At 69.8% G+C, this 16245-nt stretch carries 14 protein-coding genes; 6 read left to right on the forward strand and 8 right to left on the reverse strand.

The features are described from left to right. Window positions 1–14: 14 nt before the first annotated feature. Window positions 15–1190 carry an aromatic ring-hydroxylating oxygenase subunit alpha gene (locus ACSQ4M_RS21040; protein WP_436191365.1) on the reverse strand — a complete coding sequence of 392 codons (1176 nt, stop codon included), beginning with the start codon at window positions 1188–1190 and terminating at the stop codon, window positions 15–17. A 258-nt stretch (window positions 1191–1448) separates the two neighbouring features. Here ACSQ4M_RS21040 and xseB point away from each other — a divergent pair, with 258 nt between their 5' ends. The 4 genes from xseB (at window position 1449) to ACSQ4M_RS21060 (ending at window position 5819) form a co-directional block, all read left to right on the forward strand. Next, a complete protein-coding gene (xseB, locus tag ACSQ4M_RS21045; protein WP_056666587.1) occupies window positions 1449–1688 on the forward strand; it encodes an exodeoxyribonuclease VII small subunit in 240 nt (79 codons plus the stop codon). Further along, a complete protein-coding gene (locus tag ACSQ4M_RS21050; protein WP_436191366.1) occupies window positions 1685–2656 on the forward strand; it encodes a polyprenyl synthetase family protein in 972 nt (323 codons plus the stop codon). Before xseB ends, ACSQ4M_RS21050 begins: the two co-directional genes overlap by 4 nt. Before the next feature lie 22 nt (window positions 2657–2678). After that, window positions 2679–4604, forward strand: a complete 1926-nt coding sequence (gene dxs, locus ACSQ4M_RS21055; protein WP_436191367.1) for a 1-deoxy-D-xylulose-5-phosphate synthase — start codon at window positions 2679–2681, stop codon at window positions 4602–4604. 132 nt (window positions 4605–4736) lie between these two features. Continuing rightward, window positions 4737–5819, forward strand: coding sequence for a TRAP transporter substrate-binding protein (locus ACSQ4M_RS21060; protein ID WP_436191368.1), 1083 nt, complete (start codon window positions 4737–4739; stop codon window positions 5817–5819). A 67-nt stretch (window positions 5820–5886) separates the two neighbouring features. On the opposite strand, the gene ACSQ4M_RS21065 is transcribed toward ACSQ4M_RS21060, so the two are convergent. Together ACSQ4M_RS21065 and ACSQ4M_RS21070 are read right to left on the reverse strand one after the other, a co-directional pair. Further along, window positions 5887–7713, reverse strand: a complete 1827-nt coding sequence (locus ACSQ4M_RS21065; RefSeq protein ID WP_436191369.1) for a TRAP transporter large permease — start codon at window positions 7711–7713, stop codon at window positions 5887–5889. A gap of 22 nt (window positions 7714–7735) precedes the next feature. Then, the gene (locus ACSQ4M_RS21070) at window positions 7736–8350 is read right to left on the reverse strand and encodes a TRAP transporter small permease subunit (protein ID WP_436191370.1); all 615 of its coding nucleotides are present in this window, start codon (window positions 8348–8350) and stop codon (window positions 7736–7738) included. A gap of 161 nt (window positions 8351–8511) precedes the next feature. Between ACSQ4M_RS21070 and ACSQ4M_RS21075 the strand changes: the two genes are divergently transcribed. Then, entirely contained in the window at window positions 8512–9726 is a 1215-nt protein-coding gene (locus ACSQ4M_RS21075; RefSeq protein WP_436191371.1) for an SUMF1/EgtB/PvdO family nonheme iron enzyme, read from the forward strand. Between the two features lie 3 nt (window positions 9727–9729). On the opposite strand, the gene ACSQ4M_RS21080 is transcribed toward ACSQ4M_RS21075, so the two are convergent. Continuing rightward, window positions 9730–10293 carry a hypothetical protein gene (locus ACSQ4M_RS21080; protein ID WP_436191372.1) on the reverse strand — a complete coding sequence of 188 codons (564 nt, stop codon included), beginning with the start codon at window positions 10291–10293 and terminating at the stop codon, window positions 9730–9732. Window positions 10294–10368: 75 nt separating this feature from the next. Continuing rightward, window positions 10369–11244: an NAD(P)-dependent oxidoreductase gene (locus tag ACSQ4M_RS21085; RefSeq protein ID WP_436191373.1), complete on the reverse strand. Its 876-nt coding sequence runs from the start codon at window positions 11242–11244 to the stop codon at window positions 10369–10371. Between the two features lie 98 nt (window positions 11245–11342). Between ACSQ4M_RS21085 and ACSQ4M_RS21090 the strand changes: the two genes are divergently transcribed. Further along, window positions 11343–12428 carry an isocitrate/isopropylmalate dehydrogenase family protein gene (locus ACSQ4M_RS21090; protein ID WP_436191374.1) on the forward strand — a complete coding sequence of 362 codons (1086 nt, stop codon included), beginning with the start codon at window positions 11343–11345 and terminating at the stop codon, window positions 12426–12428. Between the two features lie 404 nt (window positions 12429–12832). Here the strand turns inward: ACSQ4M_RS21090 and ACSQ4M_RS21095 are convergent, their stop codons facing one another. The 3 genes from ACSQ4M_RS21095 to ACSQ4M_RS21105 are packed head-to-tail and all read right to left on the reverse strand — an operon-like array spanning window position 12833 to window position 16245. Continuing rightward, window positions 12833–13558, reverse strand: coding sequence for a transcriptional regulator NanR (locus ACSQ4M_RS21095; protein WP_436191375.1), 726 nt, complete (start codon window positions 13556–13558; stop codon window positions 12833–12835). Between the two features lie 36 nt (window positions 13559–13594). Beyond that, on the reverse strand, window positions 13595–14983 hold the full coding sequence (oiaK, locus tag ACSQ4M_RS21100) for a 3-oxo-isoapionate kinase OiaK (RefSeq protein ID WP_436191376.1): 1389 nt from the start codon (window positions 14981–14983) through the stop codon (window positions 13595–13597). Next, a complete protein-coding gene (locus ACSQ4M_RS21105) occupies window positions 14983–16245 on the reverse strand; it encodes a ribulose-bisphosphate carboxylase large subunit family protein (protein ID WP_436191377.1) in 1263 nt (420 codons plus the stop codon). The genes oiaK and ACSQ4M_RS21105 overlap by 1 nt, the downstream gene beginning before the upstream one ends.

The raw sequence follows: 16245 nt of genomic DNA on the forward strand, positions 1-16245 counted from the left end.
AGACGGGCGGGTGCTCAGCGCTCCCGCGTCTGGAACGGCCGCGCCAGCGGCACGCCCCGCAGTTGCCGCCGGTACCACTCGTGGAAGTGCTGCATGCCGTCTTCCATCGGACTCTGGTAGGGGCCGGCCTCGTCGTCGCCGCGCTCCATCAGCGCCTTGCGGCCGGCGTCCATGCGCAGCGCGATCTCGTCGTCCTCCACGCAGGTCTCCATGTAGGCGGCCTGCTGGGCCTGGACGAACTCGGGCTCGAAGGCGGCGATCTCCTCGGGATAGTAGAACTCCACCGTGTTGAGCGTCTTCTGCGGCGACACCGGGTACAGCGTGGACACCGTCAGCACGTGCGGATACCACTCCACCATCACGGTGGGGTAGTAGGTCAGCCAGATCGCGCCGTAGCGCGGGGCCTCGCCGTTGCGGTAGTCCATCAAGGCCTTCTGCCAGCGCTGGTAGGCCGGGCTGCCGGCCTTGCCCAGGCGGCCGGCGATGCCCACGGTCTGCACAGAGTGGTGCTCGCCGAACTCCCAGCGCAGGTCGTCGCAGGTCACGAAGTTCCCGAGGCCGGGATGGAACGGGCCGACGTGGTAGTCCTCCAGGTAGACCTCGATGAAGGTCTTCCAGTTGTAGTCGCACGTGTGCAACTCCACGCGGTCGAACACGTAGCCGTCGAAGCAGAGGTCGGCGCGCGGCCCCAGGCGGGCCAGCTCGCGCTCGACGCGGCCGGGCTCGGCGCCTTCGAACAGCAGGCCGTTCCAGTTCTGCAGCGGGTAGTTCGCCAGGTTCAGGCAGGGGTCCTCGGCGAAATGCGGCGCGCCCAGCAGCGTGCCCGCCTTGTCGCCGCGCCCGCCGCTGTAGGTCCAGCGGTGCAGCGGGCAGACGATGTTGCCGCCCGCGCTGCCGCTCTGCGTATTCGCCAGCGAGCCGCGGCCCTGGAGGATCACGGCCTGCCGGTGGCGGCAGACGTTGGACACCAGGTCCACACCCTGCGGCGTGCGCACCAGCGCGCGGCCCCCGCGTTCCTGCGGCAGCACGTGGTAGTCGCCGACCTGCGGCACCAGGAGTTCATGCCCCACGTAGCGGGGCCCGCGCTGGAAGATCGTCTCCAACTCGCGCTGGAACAGCGCCTCGTCGAAATAGCTGGAAACGGGAAGTTGGCTTTCGGCCTGCTGAAGTTGAAGACTTAAATCAGACATGCACGTCCTGACCTAGAGACTCCCCCTATGAAGGGGCAGGGTAGGCGCCTGTTCCGACGGCACCAAGGCACCAGTGGAGATTTGCGCGGGAGGGGTGGATCGGCTGAGCCGCCGAGGCTCCTTTCGAAGCGTTGCCGCTTGCTAGGGAAAAAGAGGCGCGATTGTAGCCCCGACCGATGTCAGTTCGCCCTGTAAGGAATGCGCGGCGGCGCAGCGCCTAAAATCCCGCCCTTCGCCCCAACTCGCTCCAGATTGCCCATGCCCAAGGCCGCCGCCTCGCCCCCACCCGCCCCGGTCAGCTACGAGGCCGCGCTGCAGGAGCTGGAAGCGCTGGTGGGCCAGATGGAATCGGGCCAGATGCCGCTGGACGGCCTGCTGACCGGCTACCGCCGCGGCGCGGACCTGCTGCAGTTCTGCCGCGGCCGGCTCGACGCCGTGGAAGAGCAGATCCGTGTGCTGGACCAGCAAGGCCAGGTCAAGCCCTGGAGCGCCGAATGAGCGCCGTGCCTGCCTTCGCTGATTTCGATCTCGCCGCCTGGAGCACCGCCACGCTGGACCGCGTCGAGAGCGCGTTGTCGGCCTGGGTCGCACCCGACACGGCCGATGACGACGGCCACGAGGCCCCCGCTGCGCTGCGCGAGGCCATGCGCTATGCCGTGCTGGACGGCGGCAAGCGGCTGCGGCCCCTGCTGGTGCTAGCGGCCCGCGCGGCCGTGGGCGGCGCCGAGCCCGAGGGCATGGCCCGTGCGCTGGACGATGCGGCGCTGCGCGCGGCCTGCGCGGTCGAACTGATCCATGCCTACTCGCTCGTGCACGACGACATGCCCTGCATGGACAACGACGTGCTGCGCCGGGGCAAGCCCACCGTGCACGTGCGCTTCGGCGAAGCCCAGGCCCTGCTGGCAGGCGATGCCCTGCAGGCCCTGGCCTTCGAACTGCTGACGTCCGAGCACGCCACCGCCCCGGCCGGCGTGCAGGCCAGGCTGTGCCGCCTGCTGGCACGCGCCGCGGGCTGCGAGGGCATGGCCGGTGGCCAGGCCATCGACCTGGCCAGCATCGGCCGCAGCCTGTCGGAAGACCAGTTGCGCGACATGCACCGGCTCAAGACCGGCGCGCTGCTGCAGGGCAGCGTGATGATGGGCGCGGCCTGCTGCGATCCGCAGAGCAGCTGCAGCGCGCAGGCGCTGCAGGGCCTCGCGGCCTACGGCGCCGCGCTGGGCCTGGCGTTCCAGGTCGTCGACGACATCCTGGACGTGACGGCCGACTCCGCCACCTTGGGCAAGACCGCCGGCAAGGACGCCGCGCAGGACAAACCCACCTACGTCTCGGTGCTGGGCCTGGCGCGTTCGCAGGCCTATGCCCAGGAACTGCTGGGCCAGGCCCTCATGGCGCTGGATGGCGCCGGCCTGGCCGACACGCGCGCGCTGCGCGCCCTGGCCGACATGGTCGTGAACCGCTCGACCTGAGCGTTACGGAGAGATGAACCCCATGGCGAACCCGGACGCAGCGGCCTACCCGCTGCTCATGCGCATCAACGATCCGGCCGACCTGCGCCGGTTGCCGCGCCACGAACTCAAAACGCTGGCCGACCAGCTGCGCGCCTACGTGCTGGACAGCGTCTCCAGGACCGGCGGCCACCTGAGCTCCAACCTGGGCACCGTGGAGCTCACGGTGGCGCTGCACTACGTCTTCAACACGCCCGCCGACCAGCTGGTCTGGGACGTGGGCCACCAGACCTATCCGCACAAGATCCTGACCGGCCGGCGCGACCGCATGCCCACGCTGCGCCAGCTGGGCGGCCTGTCGGGCTTCCCGATGCGCAGCGAAAGCCCGTACGACACCTTCGGCACGGCGCATTCCTCGACCTCGATCTCGGCGGCGCTGGGCATGGCCATGGCGGCCAAACAGAAGGGCGAGGACACCCACGCCGTAGCCATCATCGGCGACGGTGCGTTGACGGCCGGCATGGCCTTCGAGGCGCTCAACAACGCGGGTGTGTGCGACTGCAATCTGCTCGTGATCCTGAACGACAACGACATGAGCATCAGCCCGCCCGTGGGCGCGCTGAACCGCTACCTGGCCCAGCTGCTGTCGGGCAACTTCTACGCGCGCGCCAAGAACGTCGGCAAGCAGGTGCTCAAGGCCGCGCCGCCGCTGTTCGAGCTGGCCAAGCGGCTGGAGCAGCATGCCAAGGGCATGGTCGTGCCGGGCACCATGTTCGAGCAGTTCGGCTTCAACTACATCGGCCCGATCGACGGGCACGACCTCGAATCGCTGATCCCCACGCTGGAGAACATCCGTCACCTCAAGGGCCCGCAGTTCCTGCACGTGGTGACCAAAAAGGGCCAGGGCTACAAGCTGGCCGAGGCCGATCCCGTCGCCTACCACGGGCCCGGCAAGTTCGATCCGCGCGTGGGCCTGGTCAAGCCCAGCACGCCGGGCAAGCCCACCTTCACGCAGGTGTTCGGCCAGTGGCTGTGCGACATGGCCGCGCACGATCCGCGCCTGGTCGGCATCACGCCAGCCATGCGGGAAGGCTCGGGCATGGTGGAGTTCGAGCAGCGCTTTCCCAAGCGCTACTACGACGTCGGCATCGCCGAGCAGCATGCCGTGACCTTCGCTGCGGGCCTGGCCACCCAGGGCCTCAAGCCCGTGGTGGCGATCTACTCGACCTTCCTGCAGCGCGCCTACGACCAGCTGATCCACGACGTGGCGCTGCAGAACCTGCCCGTGGTGTTCGCGCTCGACCGCGCCGGCCTCGTGGGCGCCGACGGCGCCACGCATGCGGGCGCCTACGACATCCCGTTCCTGCGCTGCATTCCCAACATCGCCATCGCCTGTCCGGCCGACGAAGGCGAATGCCGCGGCCTGCTCAGCGCCGCCTTCGCGCAGGAGCATCCGGTGGCCGTGCGCTATCCGCGCGGTGCCGGTGTCGGCGCCACCGTGGCCACCGACCTGCAGCCCTTGCCCTATGGCAAGGGCGAAGTGCGGCGCCAGGCGCAACGGCCAGCGGCGGGGCGGCGCATCGCCATCCTGGCCTTCGGCAGCCTGCTGTACCCGGCGCTGGAGGCGGCCGAGCGGCTCAATGCCACGGTGGTCAACATGCGCTGGGCCAAGCCGCTGGACACCGAACTGCTGCTGCAGGTCGCGGCCGAACACGACGCGCTGGTGACGGTGGAAGAGGGCGCCATCATGGGCGGCGCCGGCAGCGCCGTGGCCGAGGCACTGGCTGCAGCCGGCCTGGTCAAGCCCCTGCTGCAACTGGGTCTGCCCGACCGCTTCATCGAGCACGGCGACCCGGCCAAGCTGCTGGCCTTGCAGGGCCTGGATGCGCCGGGCATCGCGAAGGCGATCGAGGCCCGCTTCCCGTCTCTCGTCGAGCAGGCCCAGGCCGCACTCAAGCTCGTTGCATGAACCCCTCGTTTGGGGGTAAACCCGCAAGAAGCGGCTTGTAACCGCTTTCTACAATCGGCGCCGACCTTGTGTCCCCGTTTCTCCAAAAGGGAAGCGGGTTTTTCTTTTGTTGAATCTTCGGAGAGCTTTTCAATGGATCGTCGTTCCGTCATCAAGAATGCAGGCATCGCCGGGGTGCTGGCCACGGGCATCGCGCCGGCCGTCCACGCCCAGGCCGCAGTGCGCTGGCGCCTGGCTTCGAGCTTCCCGCGCTCGCTGGACACCATCTTCGGCTCGGCCGAAATGCTGTCCAAGACGGTCAAGGCGCTGTCGGGCGGCAAGTTCGAGATCTCCGTGCACCCGGCCGGCGAACTGATGCCCGCATTCGGCGTGGTCGATGCGCTGCAGGGCGACAACATCGAAATGGCGCAGACCGCGGCCTACTACTTCACCGGCAAGGACCCGGTCTTCGCGTTCAGCTGCGCCGTGCCCTTCGGCCTGACGACGCGCCAGAACACCTCCTGGAAGGACCACGGCAACGGCCGCAAGCTGCTGGACGCCTTCTTCGCGCAGTACAACTTCAAGACCGCCAGCGCCGGCAACACCGGCACGCAGATGGGCGGCTGGTACCGCAAGGAGATCAAGACGGCGGCTGACCTCAAGGGCCTGAAGATGCGCATGGGCGGCGGCGTGTTCGGCGAAGGCATGGCCAAGCTGGGCGTGGTCTCGCAGAACATGCCGGCCGGCGATGTCTACCAGGCGCTGGAAAAGGGCACGCTGGATGCGGCCGAGTTCGTCGGCCCCTACGACGATGCCAAGCTGGGCTTCAACAAGGTGGCCCCGTACTACTACTACCCCGGCTGGTGGGAAGGCGGCGCCGACCTGGAGTTCTTCATCAACGTGAAGAAGTACAACGCGCTGTCCGACGAGAACAAGGCCATCCTGGACGCTGCCTGCAAGGTGGCCGCGACCGACATGACGGCCAAGTACGACGCCTTCAACCCGGTCGCGATCAAGAAGCTCGTGGCCGAAGGCACCAAGCTCATGGCCTTCCCCAAGGCCGTGATCGATGCCGGCTTCAAGTCCTGCATGGAAGTGTTCGCCGAGCACGAGGCCAAGTCGCCCGAGTTCAAGAAGATCCACCAGGACATGCGCGCCTTCCAGCGCGACCAGATCCTGTGGAACCGCTTCTCCGAGTTCCCGTTCAACCAGTACATGAACGGCGTGAAGATCTGATCCTTCAGGCCCCAAGCAAAAAGCCCCGCGGCGCAGGCCGCGGGGCTTTTTTTCATGGTGGGGCAGCTCAGGGCTTTTGCTGCTTGAGCGCGTCCTGCATGGCCTTCATCGGGTCGTCGTCGGCGGCGACCGGGGCCGCCTCGGGTGCCGGCACGGCCGGCGCGGATGCGCCGCCCTCGGGCTCCGCCGGCTTCTCGTCGGCGCCGTAGCCGCCATCGGCACCGTAGCCTTCGCCACCGCTTTCGGGTTGCAGCCCTTCGCGCATCTGTTCGCCGACGGCCTTGAGGTCGTAGCTCTGCACCTTGTCCAAACTGCCCGTGACCAGGCTTGGGAAGGCGATCATCACGCCCACCATGAACAGCTGGATGAACAGGAAGGGAATCGCGCCCTTGTAGATCTGCATGGTCGTGACCGGGTCCATGACCTTCTTGGTCACGCGGTCCACATAGGGTTTGTCCGGCGCCACCGAGCGCAGGAAGAACAGCGCGAAGCCGAACGGCGGGTGCATGAACGAGGTCTGCATGGTCATGGCCAGCAGCACGCCGAACCAGATCAGGTCGATGCCCAGCTTGTTGGCCACCGGTGCGAGCAGCGGCACGACGATGAAGGACAGCTCGAAGTAGTCCAGGAAGAACGCCAGGAAGAACACCAGCAGGTTCACGAAGATCAGGAAACCGATCTGTCCGCCCGGCAGGCTGGCCAGCAGGTGCTCGACCCAGATCGGGCCGTCCGCAGCCTGGAACACCAGCCCGAACACGGTGGCGCCGATCAGGATGAACATCACGAAGCTGCCCAGCTTGGTGGTGCTGGCCAGTGCCTGCTTGAGCAGCGCCAGGCCGAGCCGGCCGCGCATCCACGCCATGACGATGGCGCCGATGGCTCCCATGGCACCGCCCTCGGTCGGCGTCGCCACGCCCAGGAAGATCGTGCCCAGCACCAGGAAGATCAGCAGCAGTGGCGGGATCAGCACGAAGGTCACGCGCTCGGCCAGTCGCGAGAGCAGGCCGAGGCCGGTGAGCTTGTTCAGCAGCGCGATCAGCAATGCCACCATGGCACCGCCGCACATGGCGACCACGACCTTCTCGTCGGTGGCCACCGTGGTGATCTCCTTGTCCAGCCACCAGCTGTGCACCTCGGGCATGTGGCGCGCCAGCACCATCGACACCAGGAAGGAGATGATCGCCAGCGCCAGCAGCGAGGGGTAGCCGCCGCTGCCGTTGGGCTCGCGGTAGATGCGCGCTTCGGGCGGCAAGGCCGGCACGCTGGCCGGCTTGAAGATGGCCAGCGCAGCGATGTAGAGCACGTAGCAGCCCACCAGCAAGAAGGCCGGCACGAAAGCCCCCTTGTACATGTCGCCCACGCTGCGGCCGAGCTGGTCGGCCATGATGATCAGCACCAGCGAGGGCGGGATGATCTGCGCCAGCGTGCCCGAGGCCGCGATCACGCCGCTGGTGAACTTACGGTCGTAGCCGTAGCGCAGCATGATGGGCAGCGAGATCAGGCCCATGGAGATCACCGAGGCCGCCACCACACCGGTGGTGGCCGCCAGCAGTGCGCCGACAAAAACCACGGCGAGCGCCAGGCCGCCGCGCATCGGGCCGAACACCTGGCCGACCGTGTCGAGCAGATCCTCGGCCATGCCGCTGCGCTCCAGGATCAGGCCCATCAGCGTGAAGAACGGCACGGCCAGCAGCGTGTCGTTGGCCATGATGCCGATCAGCCGCTGCGGCAGCCAGGCCAGCACCGAGGCGGGGAACACGCCGAGTTCGATGCCGATGATGCCGAAGCTCAGGCCGCAGGCGCCCAGGCTGAAGGCCACCGGAAATCCCAGCAGCAGAAAGCAGATCAGCCCCGCGAACATGATCGGGGCGAAGTTGGTGGTGATGAATTCCATCGTTGTCGTCTCTGGCGCGCGCTCAGCGGGCCGCCGCAGGGGCCTCGGCGGCCTCGCCCTGCTCGCGTTGGCGCAGGATCTCGGCCAGTTCTTCTTCAGCGCTTTTCTCCCCGGCCTTGACGGTCGGGTCCGGTCCGTCGCCGGTCAGGAAAGCGATGCGCTTGATGAGCTCCGACCAGCCCTGCAGCATCAGCAGCGTGAAGCCCACCGGCAGCGCCAGCCACACGGGCCAGCGGATCAGGCCGCCGGGGTTGCCGGACATCTCGCCGCTCTGGTATTGCTGCAGCGTCATCGGCACGGTGTAGTACAGCACCAGCAGGCACAGCGGCGTGAGGAACAGCGCAAAGCCGACGATGTCGATCCAGACCTGCGCCTTCTTGGGCAGGCGGCTGTTCAGCACGTCGATGCGCACATGCTCGCGGTTGAGCAGCGTCACGCCGGCGGCCACGAGGAAGGACCAGGCGAACAGGTACCACTGGACTTCGAGGTAGGCGTTGGAACTGGTGTTGAACACCTTGCGCACCACGGCATTGATCGCACTGATGGCGGTGGACGCCAGGATCAACCAGATCACCCACCTGCCCACCTGGGCGTTGAGCCAGTCGATGGCCCGCGATAGCTTTAACAAGCCTTGCATGTCTTCCTCGTTGGTGTTGGATGCCCCGGATGCGAAAGCACCCGACACACCGGCGTTGTGCGCCAGCAGGTCGGGTGCGTGAGGCGCGCGGATTTTATAGGCTGTGCCGGTGCGGTCTTCCGCGTGGGAACCCGGGCCGGCGGCCGTGCCCATAATGGCCCATGCCAACGTCTTCCGCCGCTACGCTGTCCGCGTCCGTGGACACGCCCGCCTTCCGCCGCGCCGGCCGCGAGGCCTTGTCGCTGGCCCTGATGGACGCGCGCAACCACACGCTGCACTTGCTGGGCCTGTGCGAGCGCCATGGCGCGGGCATGGCGGGCCGGGCGGGCGATCCTCTTTGGCTGGCCGGCCATGCGGGCTGGTTCGCCGAGCGCTGGATCGGCCGCAACCCGCAGCGCCACCAGGGTGCGGCCTGTCCGCCCCAGCCGCTGCGCCTGGCCTCCATCGAGCCCCGGGCCGACCTGTGGTGGGCCGATGGGGCCGAGCAGGGGCCCGATGCGGCCACCACGCGAGCCTATCTGCTGGAGCAGCTGGAGAGCACGCTGGAACTGCTGGAGAAGGCGCCCGACAACGATGCCGGCCTGTACTTCTTCCGTTTGGCGGTGCTGCACGAGGACCAGCGTGGCGAGGACATCCTGGTGCAGGCCCAGCGCCTGGGCGTGCCGGTGCCGCTGCTGGCGCGCGAACCGCGCCGCCCGTCCGCGCCGCTGCTGGTGCCGGCCACGCGCTGGCAGCTGGGCGCGATGCCCAACGGCCTCGTGCTCGACAACGAGCAATGGGCCCATGCGGTGCAGATCCCCGAATTCGAGATCGATGCCCAGCCAGTCAGCTGGGCCCAGTTCGTGGAGTTCGTCGACGACGGCGGCTACGACCGCGCCGAACTCTGGCAGCCCGAGGGCTGGGCCTGGCTGGAGCGCGCGCAGGCCCAGGACGACGGCCGGCGCGGGCCGCGCTACGTGGAACAGATCGGCGTGGCCAGCGGCGCCGTGCTGCAGCAGCGCTTCGGCCGGCCGGTGCGCATGGCCGCCGAGCACAGCGCCACACACGTGAGCTGGTGGGAAGCCGACGCCTGGTGCCGCTGGGCCGGGCGGCGCCTGCCGGCGGAGGCCGAATGGGATTGCGCCGCGCACACCGCGGCGCGGCGTGGCTTCGACTGGGGCATGGTGCACGAATGGATGGCCGGCACGCTGCAGCCCTGGCCCGGCTTCACGCCGGGGCCCTGGGCGGAGATGAGCCAACCCTGGATGCGCCGCGCGCGGGTGCTGCGCGGGGCCTCCTTCGCCACGCGTGCGCGGTTGCACGACCGTGGCCTGCGCGGCTTCGCGCTGCCCGACGACGACTGGCGCTTCGTCGGTTTTCGCAGCTGCGCGCTCTGAAACTCAGGGCTTGGCGGCGGGCGCCGGTTCCGGCGCGCCGATGGCGGCGTCCAGCTTCTTGCGGATGGAGGCTTCCAGCGCCTTGAGCTTGGGCTCCATGTCGCCGCGCACCTCGGGGCCGAGCTTCTCGGCCAGCGGGCGGAACATCTCTTCGTTGATCTGCTGGTACTTGCGGAAGGCCGGCGCCTCCAGCGCGCCGATCAGCTGCTTGAGTTCGGCTTCGGAGAACTTGGCCTCCAGCACGGCGCCGGTGGTCGAGGGCAGCAGGCGCACCGCGCCTTCACGCAGGACGGGCGTGCTTTCCTCCACGAACTTGCGCACGTCGGCCTGCACCTCGCGGATCAGCGCCTCGCGCTTTTCCAGCGGCACGCGCTGCTGGATCACGGCATTGACCGACTGCATGATCGCCACGGCCGGCCGCTCGGCCAGTCCGCGCACCTGGGTCTCCACGATGGGGCGCTGCAGCTGCAGCACCTTGTTCACGAGCTCCTTCTTGGCGGGCGAGGTTTCGGCGTGGGCCAGGGTGCTGGCCGCGACCAGCAATGCGGCGGCGAGGATCTTGTTCAAAGCGTGTTCCTGTCTTGGAAGAAGCGGGCGTGCCGGCCATTATCACCACGCCCGGTGACACGGCCGGCGCCAGGGTCAGCGCGCCGCCAGCAGCGCCACGAGCTCGGGCAGCAGGCGATCGCCGTTGCCGGCCTGCACCGCCTGCTCCAGCGTCTGGCGCACGCCCTGCGCCACGTCGCGCGCGGCACCGCCGTCCTCGGCCATCTGGGTGTAGTAGTTGAGGTCCTTGAGCGCGTTGGACATGGAAAAGCGCAGGCCCGAGCTGTCCTGGGCCAGCAGGAAGGGCTTGAGCCGTTCCAGCGCCGCGCCGCCGCCGCCACCCTTGGCCAGCACGTCGACGAAGACCTCGGGCGCCACGCCGGCGCGCTGGGCGCAGGCCGCGGCCTCGGCCAGCAAGGTCACGAAGCCCAGCGAGACGTAGTTGTGCAGCAGCTTCATGCGGTGGCCCGCGCCGATGGGGCCGGCATGCGTGATGTTCTCGGCGAAGCAGGCCAGGATGGGCCGGCATTCGGCGAATAGCGCCGCGTCGCCACCGACCAGCAGGTTGAGCCGGCCCTCGTGCGCCTCCTTGGGCGTGCGCGTCATGGGGGTGTCCAGGAAGCGGCCGCCCGCGGCCTGCACGGCCTGCGCCACGCGCTCGGTGGAGGTCGGTACCGCCGTGGAGCAGTCGATCACCACGGTGCCGGGCTTCAAGCCCTCCAGCACGCCGCCCGCGCCCAGCAGCACGGCCTCAACCTGGGGCGTGCCCGTCACGCACAGGATCACGACCTCGGAGGCTGCGGCCACGTCCTTGGCGCTGGTCTGGGTCGTCACGCCCGCGCCCTTCAGTTCGTCCAGAGGCTGGTTGCCGGCGTGCTCGAGCACGGTGAGCGGGTAGCCGTGCCTGGCGATGTTGCGCGCGATGCCGTGGCCCATGAGGCCGATGCCGATCATGCCGATCTTCTGTTTCATGCCGTTGTCCTTGCGTGTTGGCGGAGAGGGAAAGGGGGCCTGCGGCGCCGGATTGTCTGGCATATTCGTCGGCCAACCACCGAGGAGACGAGACAGCCATGCGCAGCTACGACATCGCGACCATCGAAGGCGACGGCATTGGCCCGGAGGTGTGCCGGGCCGCCGTCACCGTGCTCACCGAGGCCTGTGGCGCCAGCGTGCTGCGCTTTGCCAACTTCGACGGCGGGGCCTTGCACTACCAGCGCAGCGGCGCCGTGCTGCCCGACGACACCTTCGCGGCCTGCCAGAGCATGCACGCCATGCTGCACGGGGCGGCCGGCCTGCCGGGCGTGACCTATCCGGACGGCACCGAGGTCGGCAACGACCTGCACCTGCAGCTGCGCTTCAAGCTCGACCTGTTCGCCAATGTGCGGCCGATCCGGCTGTACGCGGGCGTGCAGTCGCCACTGTCGGGCTGGCAGGCAGGCCAGATCGACTATGTGATCGTGCGCGAGAACACCGAGGGCCTGTACGCCAGCCGCGGTGCGGGCGTGAACCTGCGCGGCGAGGTGGTCACCGACCAACTGGTCGTCACGCGCAAGGGCACGGAGCGCGTGGCCAGGTTCTCGTTCGACCTCGCGCGCCGGCGCCAGGGCGCACCGCGCGACGGCAAGCGCCGCGTGACGGTCTGCGACAAGGCCAACATCCTGCGCAGCTATGCGTTCTTCCGCGCCGTCTGCGACGAGGTGGCGGCCGGCTACCCGGACGTGGAGATCGACTACGCCTACGCCGATGCGATCACCGTGCACATGCTCAAGAAGCCCGACTTCTACGATGTGGTCGTGGCCGAGAACATGTTCGGCGACATCATTTCCGACCTCGGCGCCGGCACCGTGGGCGGCCTGGGGATCGCGGCCTCGGCCGAGCTCGGCGAACGCCATGGCCTGTTCCAGGGCGCGCACGGTTCGGCGCCCGACATCGCGGGGCAGAACCTGGCCAGCCCGGTCGCCACCGTGCTGTCGGGTGCGCTGATGCTGCGCTGGCTCGGCGAGCAGCATGGCGACGAGGCACTGCACACGGGCGCCGCGCGGGTCGAGCAGGCCGTGGAAGCGGTGCTGGCCGAGGGCCGCGTGGTACCGCGCGACCTGGGCGGGCAGGCCAGCTGCACCGAGATGACCGCCGCGATCTGCCGGCGCATGAAATGAAACACCCCCGTTTGGATTTCTCACTGCGTGTAGAAATCCCATCCCCCCTCCAGGGGGCGCACCCGGCGGCCTGGCAGAGCCAGTTCCGCGGCTGCGCTGGCACGGCCCGCTCCGCGGCCTTCTGAACTGCTGCGTGCGAGCCGGTTTCGTGCGCTGCGGGTGGCGCGCCGCGCCGTGGGGAATCAGAAGCTGTGAATGAACCGATCGCGGCCACGACGGGGTGCGCCGGGCCACAGGCGTAGGCGCAGGCCGCTGCCCGGGCTCGTGCCCGGGCAAGGACTGCAACGCCCGCATGTGGCCTGGCGTGCCCCGGCCCGAAGGGCGAGGCCCTGGGCGCGGCGATGGTGTTGGAAACCACTGGTCATCGGGCCTCGCGTGGTCGTGAGGGGTTCGTTCACAGCTTCTCAGTCCGCGCTCTGCTGTTGGGCGATGCGCTGGTACATCGCGTTGGAGCGCAGCAGGTGCGCGCGCATGGCTTGTTCGGCTGCGTCGCCATCGTGCGCCGCAATCGCATCGACGATGCGCCGGTGCTCGGCCAGCGTGAGTTGCTCGGCGCCGGGCGCGCGCACCAGCGGCTGGTAGTAGTCGCTGCCCCAGCGGAAGATGGCCTCCACGATCGCCGGGAAGATCGGGTTGCCGCTGATGCGCGCGATCTCGCGGTGGAAGGCCATGTCGCGGTCGAGGAAGCGGTCCAGCTGGGCCAGCGAGGCCTCGTGCTCGGCGATGCGCGCCTGCAGGGCCGCCACGTCTTCTGGCGCGGCACGTGCGGCCGCCATGCGTGCAGTGCCGGCTTCCAGAAACACGCGTGCGTCCTTGAGGTGCTCCAGCGTGTCGGGCTGCATGCTCAGCAGGTGCCGCGCGCCGCTGCCGATCTGGCGGATCAGGTCGTCTGCCGTGGGCACGACCACGCGTGCGCGCTCGCCGTGCGAGATCTCCACGATGCCCGAGCGCTCCATGGCCTGCAGCGCCTCGCGCACGGCGGGCCGGCCCACGCCGTAGAAGTCCATGAGTTCGCGCTCCGGCGGCAGTTGCTCGCCGGGGCGGATCTCGCCGCTTTCGATGCGGGCCATCAGGCGGTCCCGGACCTCCTGGTAGAGCTTGCGTTTCTGGATCGGGCCGGTGGTGCTCATGCGAAAGGCGCGGACGGGCAGGGTGGTGCCGGCGCATTATCCGGTGGCCGGATCCAGGGCCCCGTCGCGCACCCGGGCGAAGAAGTCAGCCCCGCCCATCTGGCCGCCCTTCAGCACGATCTCCAGGCCATCGCGCGCGGGCACGGCCGACCAGGCGCGGCACAGCGGCGCGCCGGGCGCCAGGCCGGCCGCCACCGTCAGCGCCGTGATGCCGAGCGCGGCCGCCACCTCGCCGGAACTGTCGCCACCGGCCACGGCGATGCGCCGCAGCGCAGGCACGCGCTCCAGCAAAGCGCGCACCAGCGCGGCCAGCAGTTCGCCGGTGCGCTGGGCGGCCTGCGCACGCGACAGGCCGGCGCTGGCGGCAGTGGCGTCGAAGGCCTGCACGGCCGGATCGTCGGGGCCGCGCGCGGTGTAGAGCAGCGGGCTGGTGCCCCGGTCCAGTGCCGTGCAGGCCGCATCGAGCACGCGCGCCAGTTCGGCCTGCGCCCCGGTGCCCAGCGCGCGCTCCAGGTCGATCCGCAGCAGCGCGAAGCCATCGGCCCCCGCCTGGTCGATCTGCCGTGCCGTGGCGGGCGAGCAGCTGCCGCTGACGGCCGCGATACGGCCGGCCGGCCTGGCCGCCGGCAACGGCGCGGCCGCAGGCAGCAGTCCTTGCGCGCGCCACCAAGCCGTCAGCGCGTACTGCAGGCCGGAAGAGGAGGCCGTGAACACGCCCGCGCCGCGCTGCTCCCAGACCAGGCGGCCGGCCTCGGCCAGCGTCTGCTCGTCCAGCACATCGATCAGCACCACGGGTGACGTGCGGTTGTTGTGCAGGCACTGGGCGAGCGCCTGCGCGCCGTGCCCGGCCTGGAGCTGCGTGAAATCCACCAGCGCGCACGGCCGCCCGGTCTGCGCGCCCAGGTGGCGGCGCAGGTCGGCCTCGGCCATGGGCGTGACCGGGTGGCGCGACATGGTGGGGTGGCGGTCCAGCCGCCAGCCCTGGCCGTCGGCCACGGCGAACAGGTTGCCGAAGGCCTGGTAGCGGCCCAGCCGCGGCGCACCGACCACCATGGGCGACCAGTTGCCCGGCATCAGAGGCACGCCGATGTCGATGGCGCAGCCGATCGAGCCGGTGCCGGGAGAAGAGTCGAAGGTGGAGCAGACCTTGTACTGCAGCAGCGGCGCGCCGAGGCCCGCCAGCGCCTGCAGGGCCGGGCGCAGGTGGGCCTGCATCCAGGCCGGGTCGCGGCCGCGCGAGGGGCCGGCCAGGCCCACGCAGCGTGCCTGCGGAAAGCGGGCCAGTGCTGCCGCATCCGGCGTCTGCAGGAACAGCACGGTGGGCACGCCGGCCGCCGTGAACGCCTCCAGCACATCGGTGGAACCCGTGAAGTCGTCGCCGTAGTAGGCCAGCAACAGACCGGGGGGCAGCGTCGGTGCCGCCATCACCAGATCCCCAGCGCAGCCTGCAGTTCGGCGTGCTGGCGCGCGTGCTGCGCCAGTGGCACGCCGGCCTGCGCGGCGTCCCAGGCCTGACGCATGGCGGCCACGCCGGCCTGGACGCCGCCCGGGTGGCCCAGGATGCCGCCGCCGGCCGCGTGGATCAGGTCGCAGCCGCCGACGGCCGCATGCGTGGGCGCGGCCTGCAACCCGGTCTGGCCGGAACTGAACACGGGCATGGCGGCCATGGGATGGTCGTCGAAGGCGGGCGCCAGCACCGCTTGGGCGGCCGCGACCACGCTGGCATCGGGCTCGCTGAACTTGTTGGCCAGCCCGTTCACGTGCAGGTGGTCGGCGCCGGCCAGGCGCCACAGCAGTTGCCAGGGCGCGTAGTCCCAGCCCAGGGCCGGGCTGCGCGAGAGGTAGCCCCAGCCGGCACGGTGGGCGTGGATCGGCAGCTGCGCATGCTTGCGCAAGGCCAGCAGGCCGGCGATGCCGATAGCGTTGAGGTTCACCATCACGCAGGTGCCACCAAGCGCCAGCACGAGGTCGTGGCGGCTGCGCATCTCGTCCAGGTCGCCCGTGATGTTGAAGGCCACCATGGCCTTGCGGCCGCTGCGCTCGGCTGCGTCATTGACGACCTGCATGACGGCGCGCGCGCGTTCGTCGAACGGGCAATGCGGCCCGTCGGCCTGCAGCTCATCGTCCTTCACGAAGTCGATGCCGCCTGCCACCAGCAGCCGTACCGTGTCGGCCGTCTGCGCCGGCGACAGGCCCACGCTGGGCTTGACGATGGTGCCGATCAACGGGCCGCTGGCCACACCAGCCAGCCTGCGCGTGCCGGCGATGCCGAAGGCCGGGCCCGGCGCGGCCGTGGCGAATGCCGCCGGCAGCCGCAGATCCAGCAGCCGCAGCCCTGAGACCTGGCGCAGCTCGAACAGGTTGCCGGCCACGGTGGACACGAGGCTGGGCAGCGAAGGCCCGAAGTTGTCGAGCGGCCAGGACAGCGTGAGCCGGCAGCGCGTGTAGCGTGCCGACACCATGCCGCCGGGCAGGCTGGGGCGGTCGCTGTGGTCGATGACCTCCAGCTGTTCCACGCGCGCACCGGCGCGCGCCTTGAGTTCGGGTGTCTCGCCCGGAACGGCCGTGAAGGTGCCGCTGGACTGCTCGCCCGCGATGACCTCGGCGGCGCGCTGCGGGTCGTCGCCGGTTTCCAGCCAGTAGCTGGCGTGGACACGGCCGTCGGGCGATTCGAAGCGGGCCGTCAT

This window comes from Pseudorhodoferax sp. LjRoot39 (genome assembly GCF_964253035.1).
Lineage (GTDB): Bacteria > Pseudomonadota > Gammaproteobacteria > Burkholderiales > Burkholderiaceae_C > Pseudorhodoferax.

Bases quoted from the DNA above. Each gene is read 5' to 3' on its own strand.
- ACSQ4M_RS21040 (WP_436191365.1), bottom strand. From the start codon at position 1,190: ATGTCTGATTTAAGTCTTCAACTTCAGCAGGCCGAAAGCCAACTTCCC.
- xseB (WP_056666587.1), top strand. From the start codon at position 1,449: ATGCCCAAGGCCGCCGCCTCGCCCCCACCCGCCCCGGTCAGCTACGAG.
- ACSQ4M_RS21050 (WP_436191366.1), top strand. From the start codon at position 1,685: ATGAGCGCCGTGCCTGCCTTCGCTGATTTCGATCTCGCCGCCTGGAGC.
- dxs (WP_436191367.1), top strand. From the start codon at position 2,679: ATGGCGAACCCGGACGCAGCGGCCTACCCGCTGCTCATGCGCATCAAC.
- ACSQ4M_RS21060 (WP_436191368.1), top strand. From the start codon at position 4,737: ATGGATCGTCGTTCCGTCATCAAGAATGCAGGCATCGCCGGGGTGCTG.
- ACSQ4M_RS21065 (WP_436191369.1), bottom strand. From the start codon at position 7,713: ATGGAATTCATCACCACCAACTTCGCCCCGATCATGTTCGCGGGGCTG.
- ACSQ4M_RS21070 (WP_436191370.1), bottom strand. From the start codon at position 8,350: ATGCAAGGCTTGTTAAAGCTATCGCGGGCCATCGACTGGCTCAACGCC.
- ACSQ4M_RS21075 (WP_436191371.1), top strand. From the start codon at position 8,512: ATGCCAACGTCTTCCGCCGCTACGCTGTCCGCGTCCGTGGACACGCCC.
- ACSQ4M_RS21085 (WP_436191373.1), bottom strand. From the start codon at position 11,244: ATGAAACAGAAGATCGGCATGATCGGCATCGGCCTCATGGGCCACGGC.
- ACSQ4M_RS21090 (WP_436191374.1), top strand. From the start codon at position 11,343: ATGCGCAGCTACGACATCGCGACCATCGAAGGCGACGGCATTGGCCCG.
- ACSQ4M_RS21095 (WP_436191375.1), bottom strand. From the start codon at position 13,558: ATGAGCACCACCGGCCCGATCCAGAAACGCAAGCTCTACCAGGAGGTC.
- oiaK (WP_436191376.1), bottom strand. From the start codon at position 14,983: ATGGCGGCACCGACGCTGCCCCCCGGTCTGTTGCTGGCCTACTACGGC.
- ACSQ4M_RS21105 (WP_436191377.1), bottom strand. From the start codon at position 16,245: ATGACGGCCCGCTTCGAATCGCCCGACGGCCGTGTCCACGCCAGCTAC.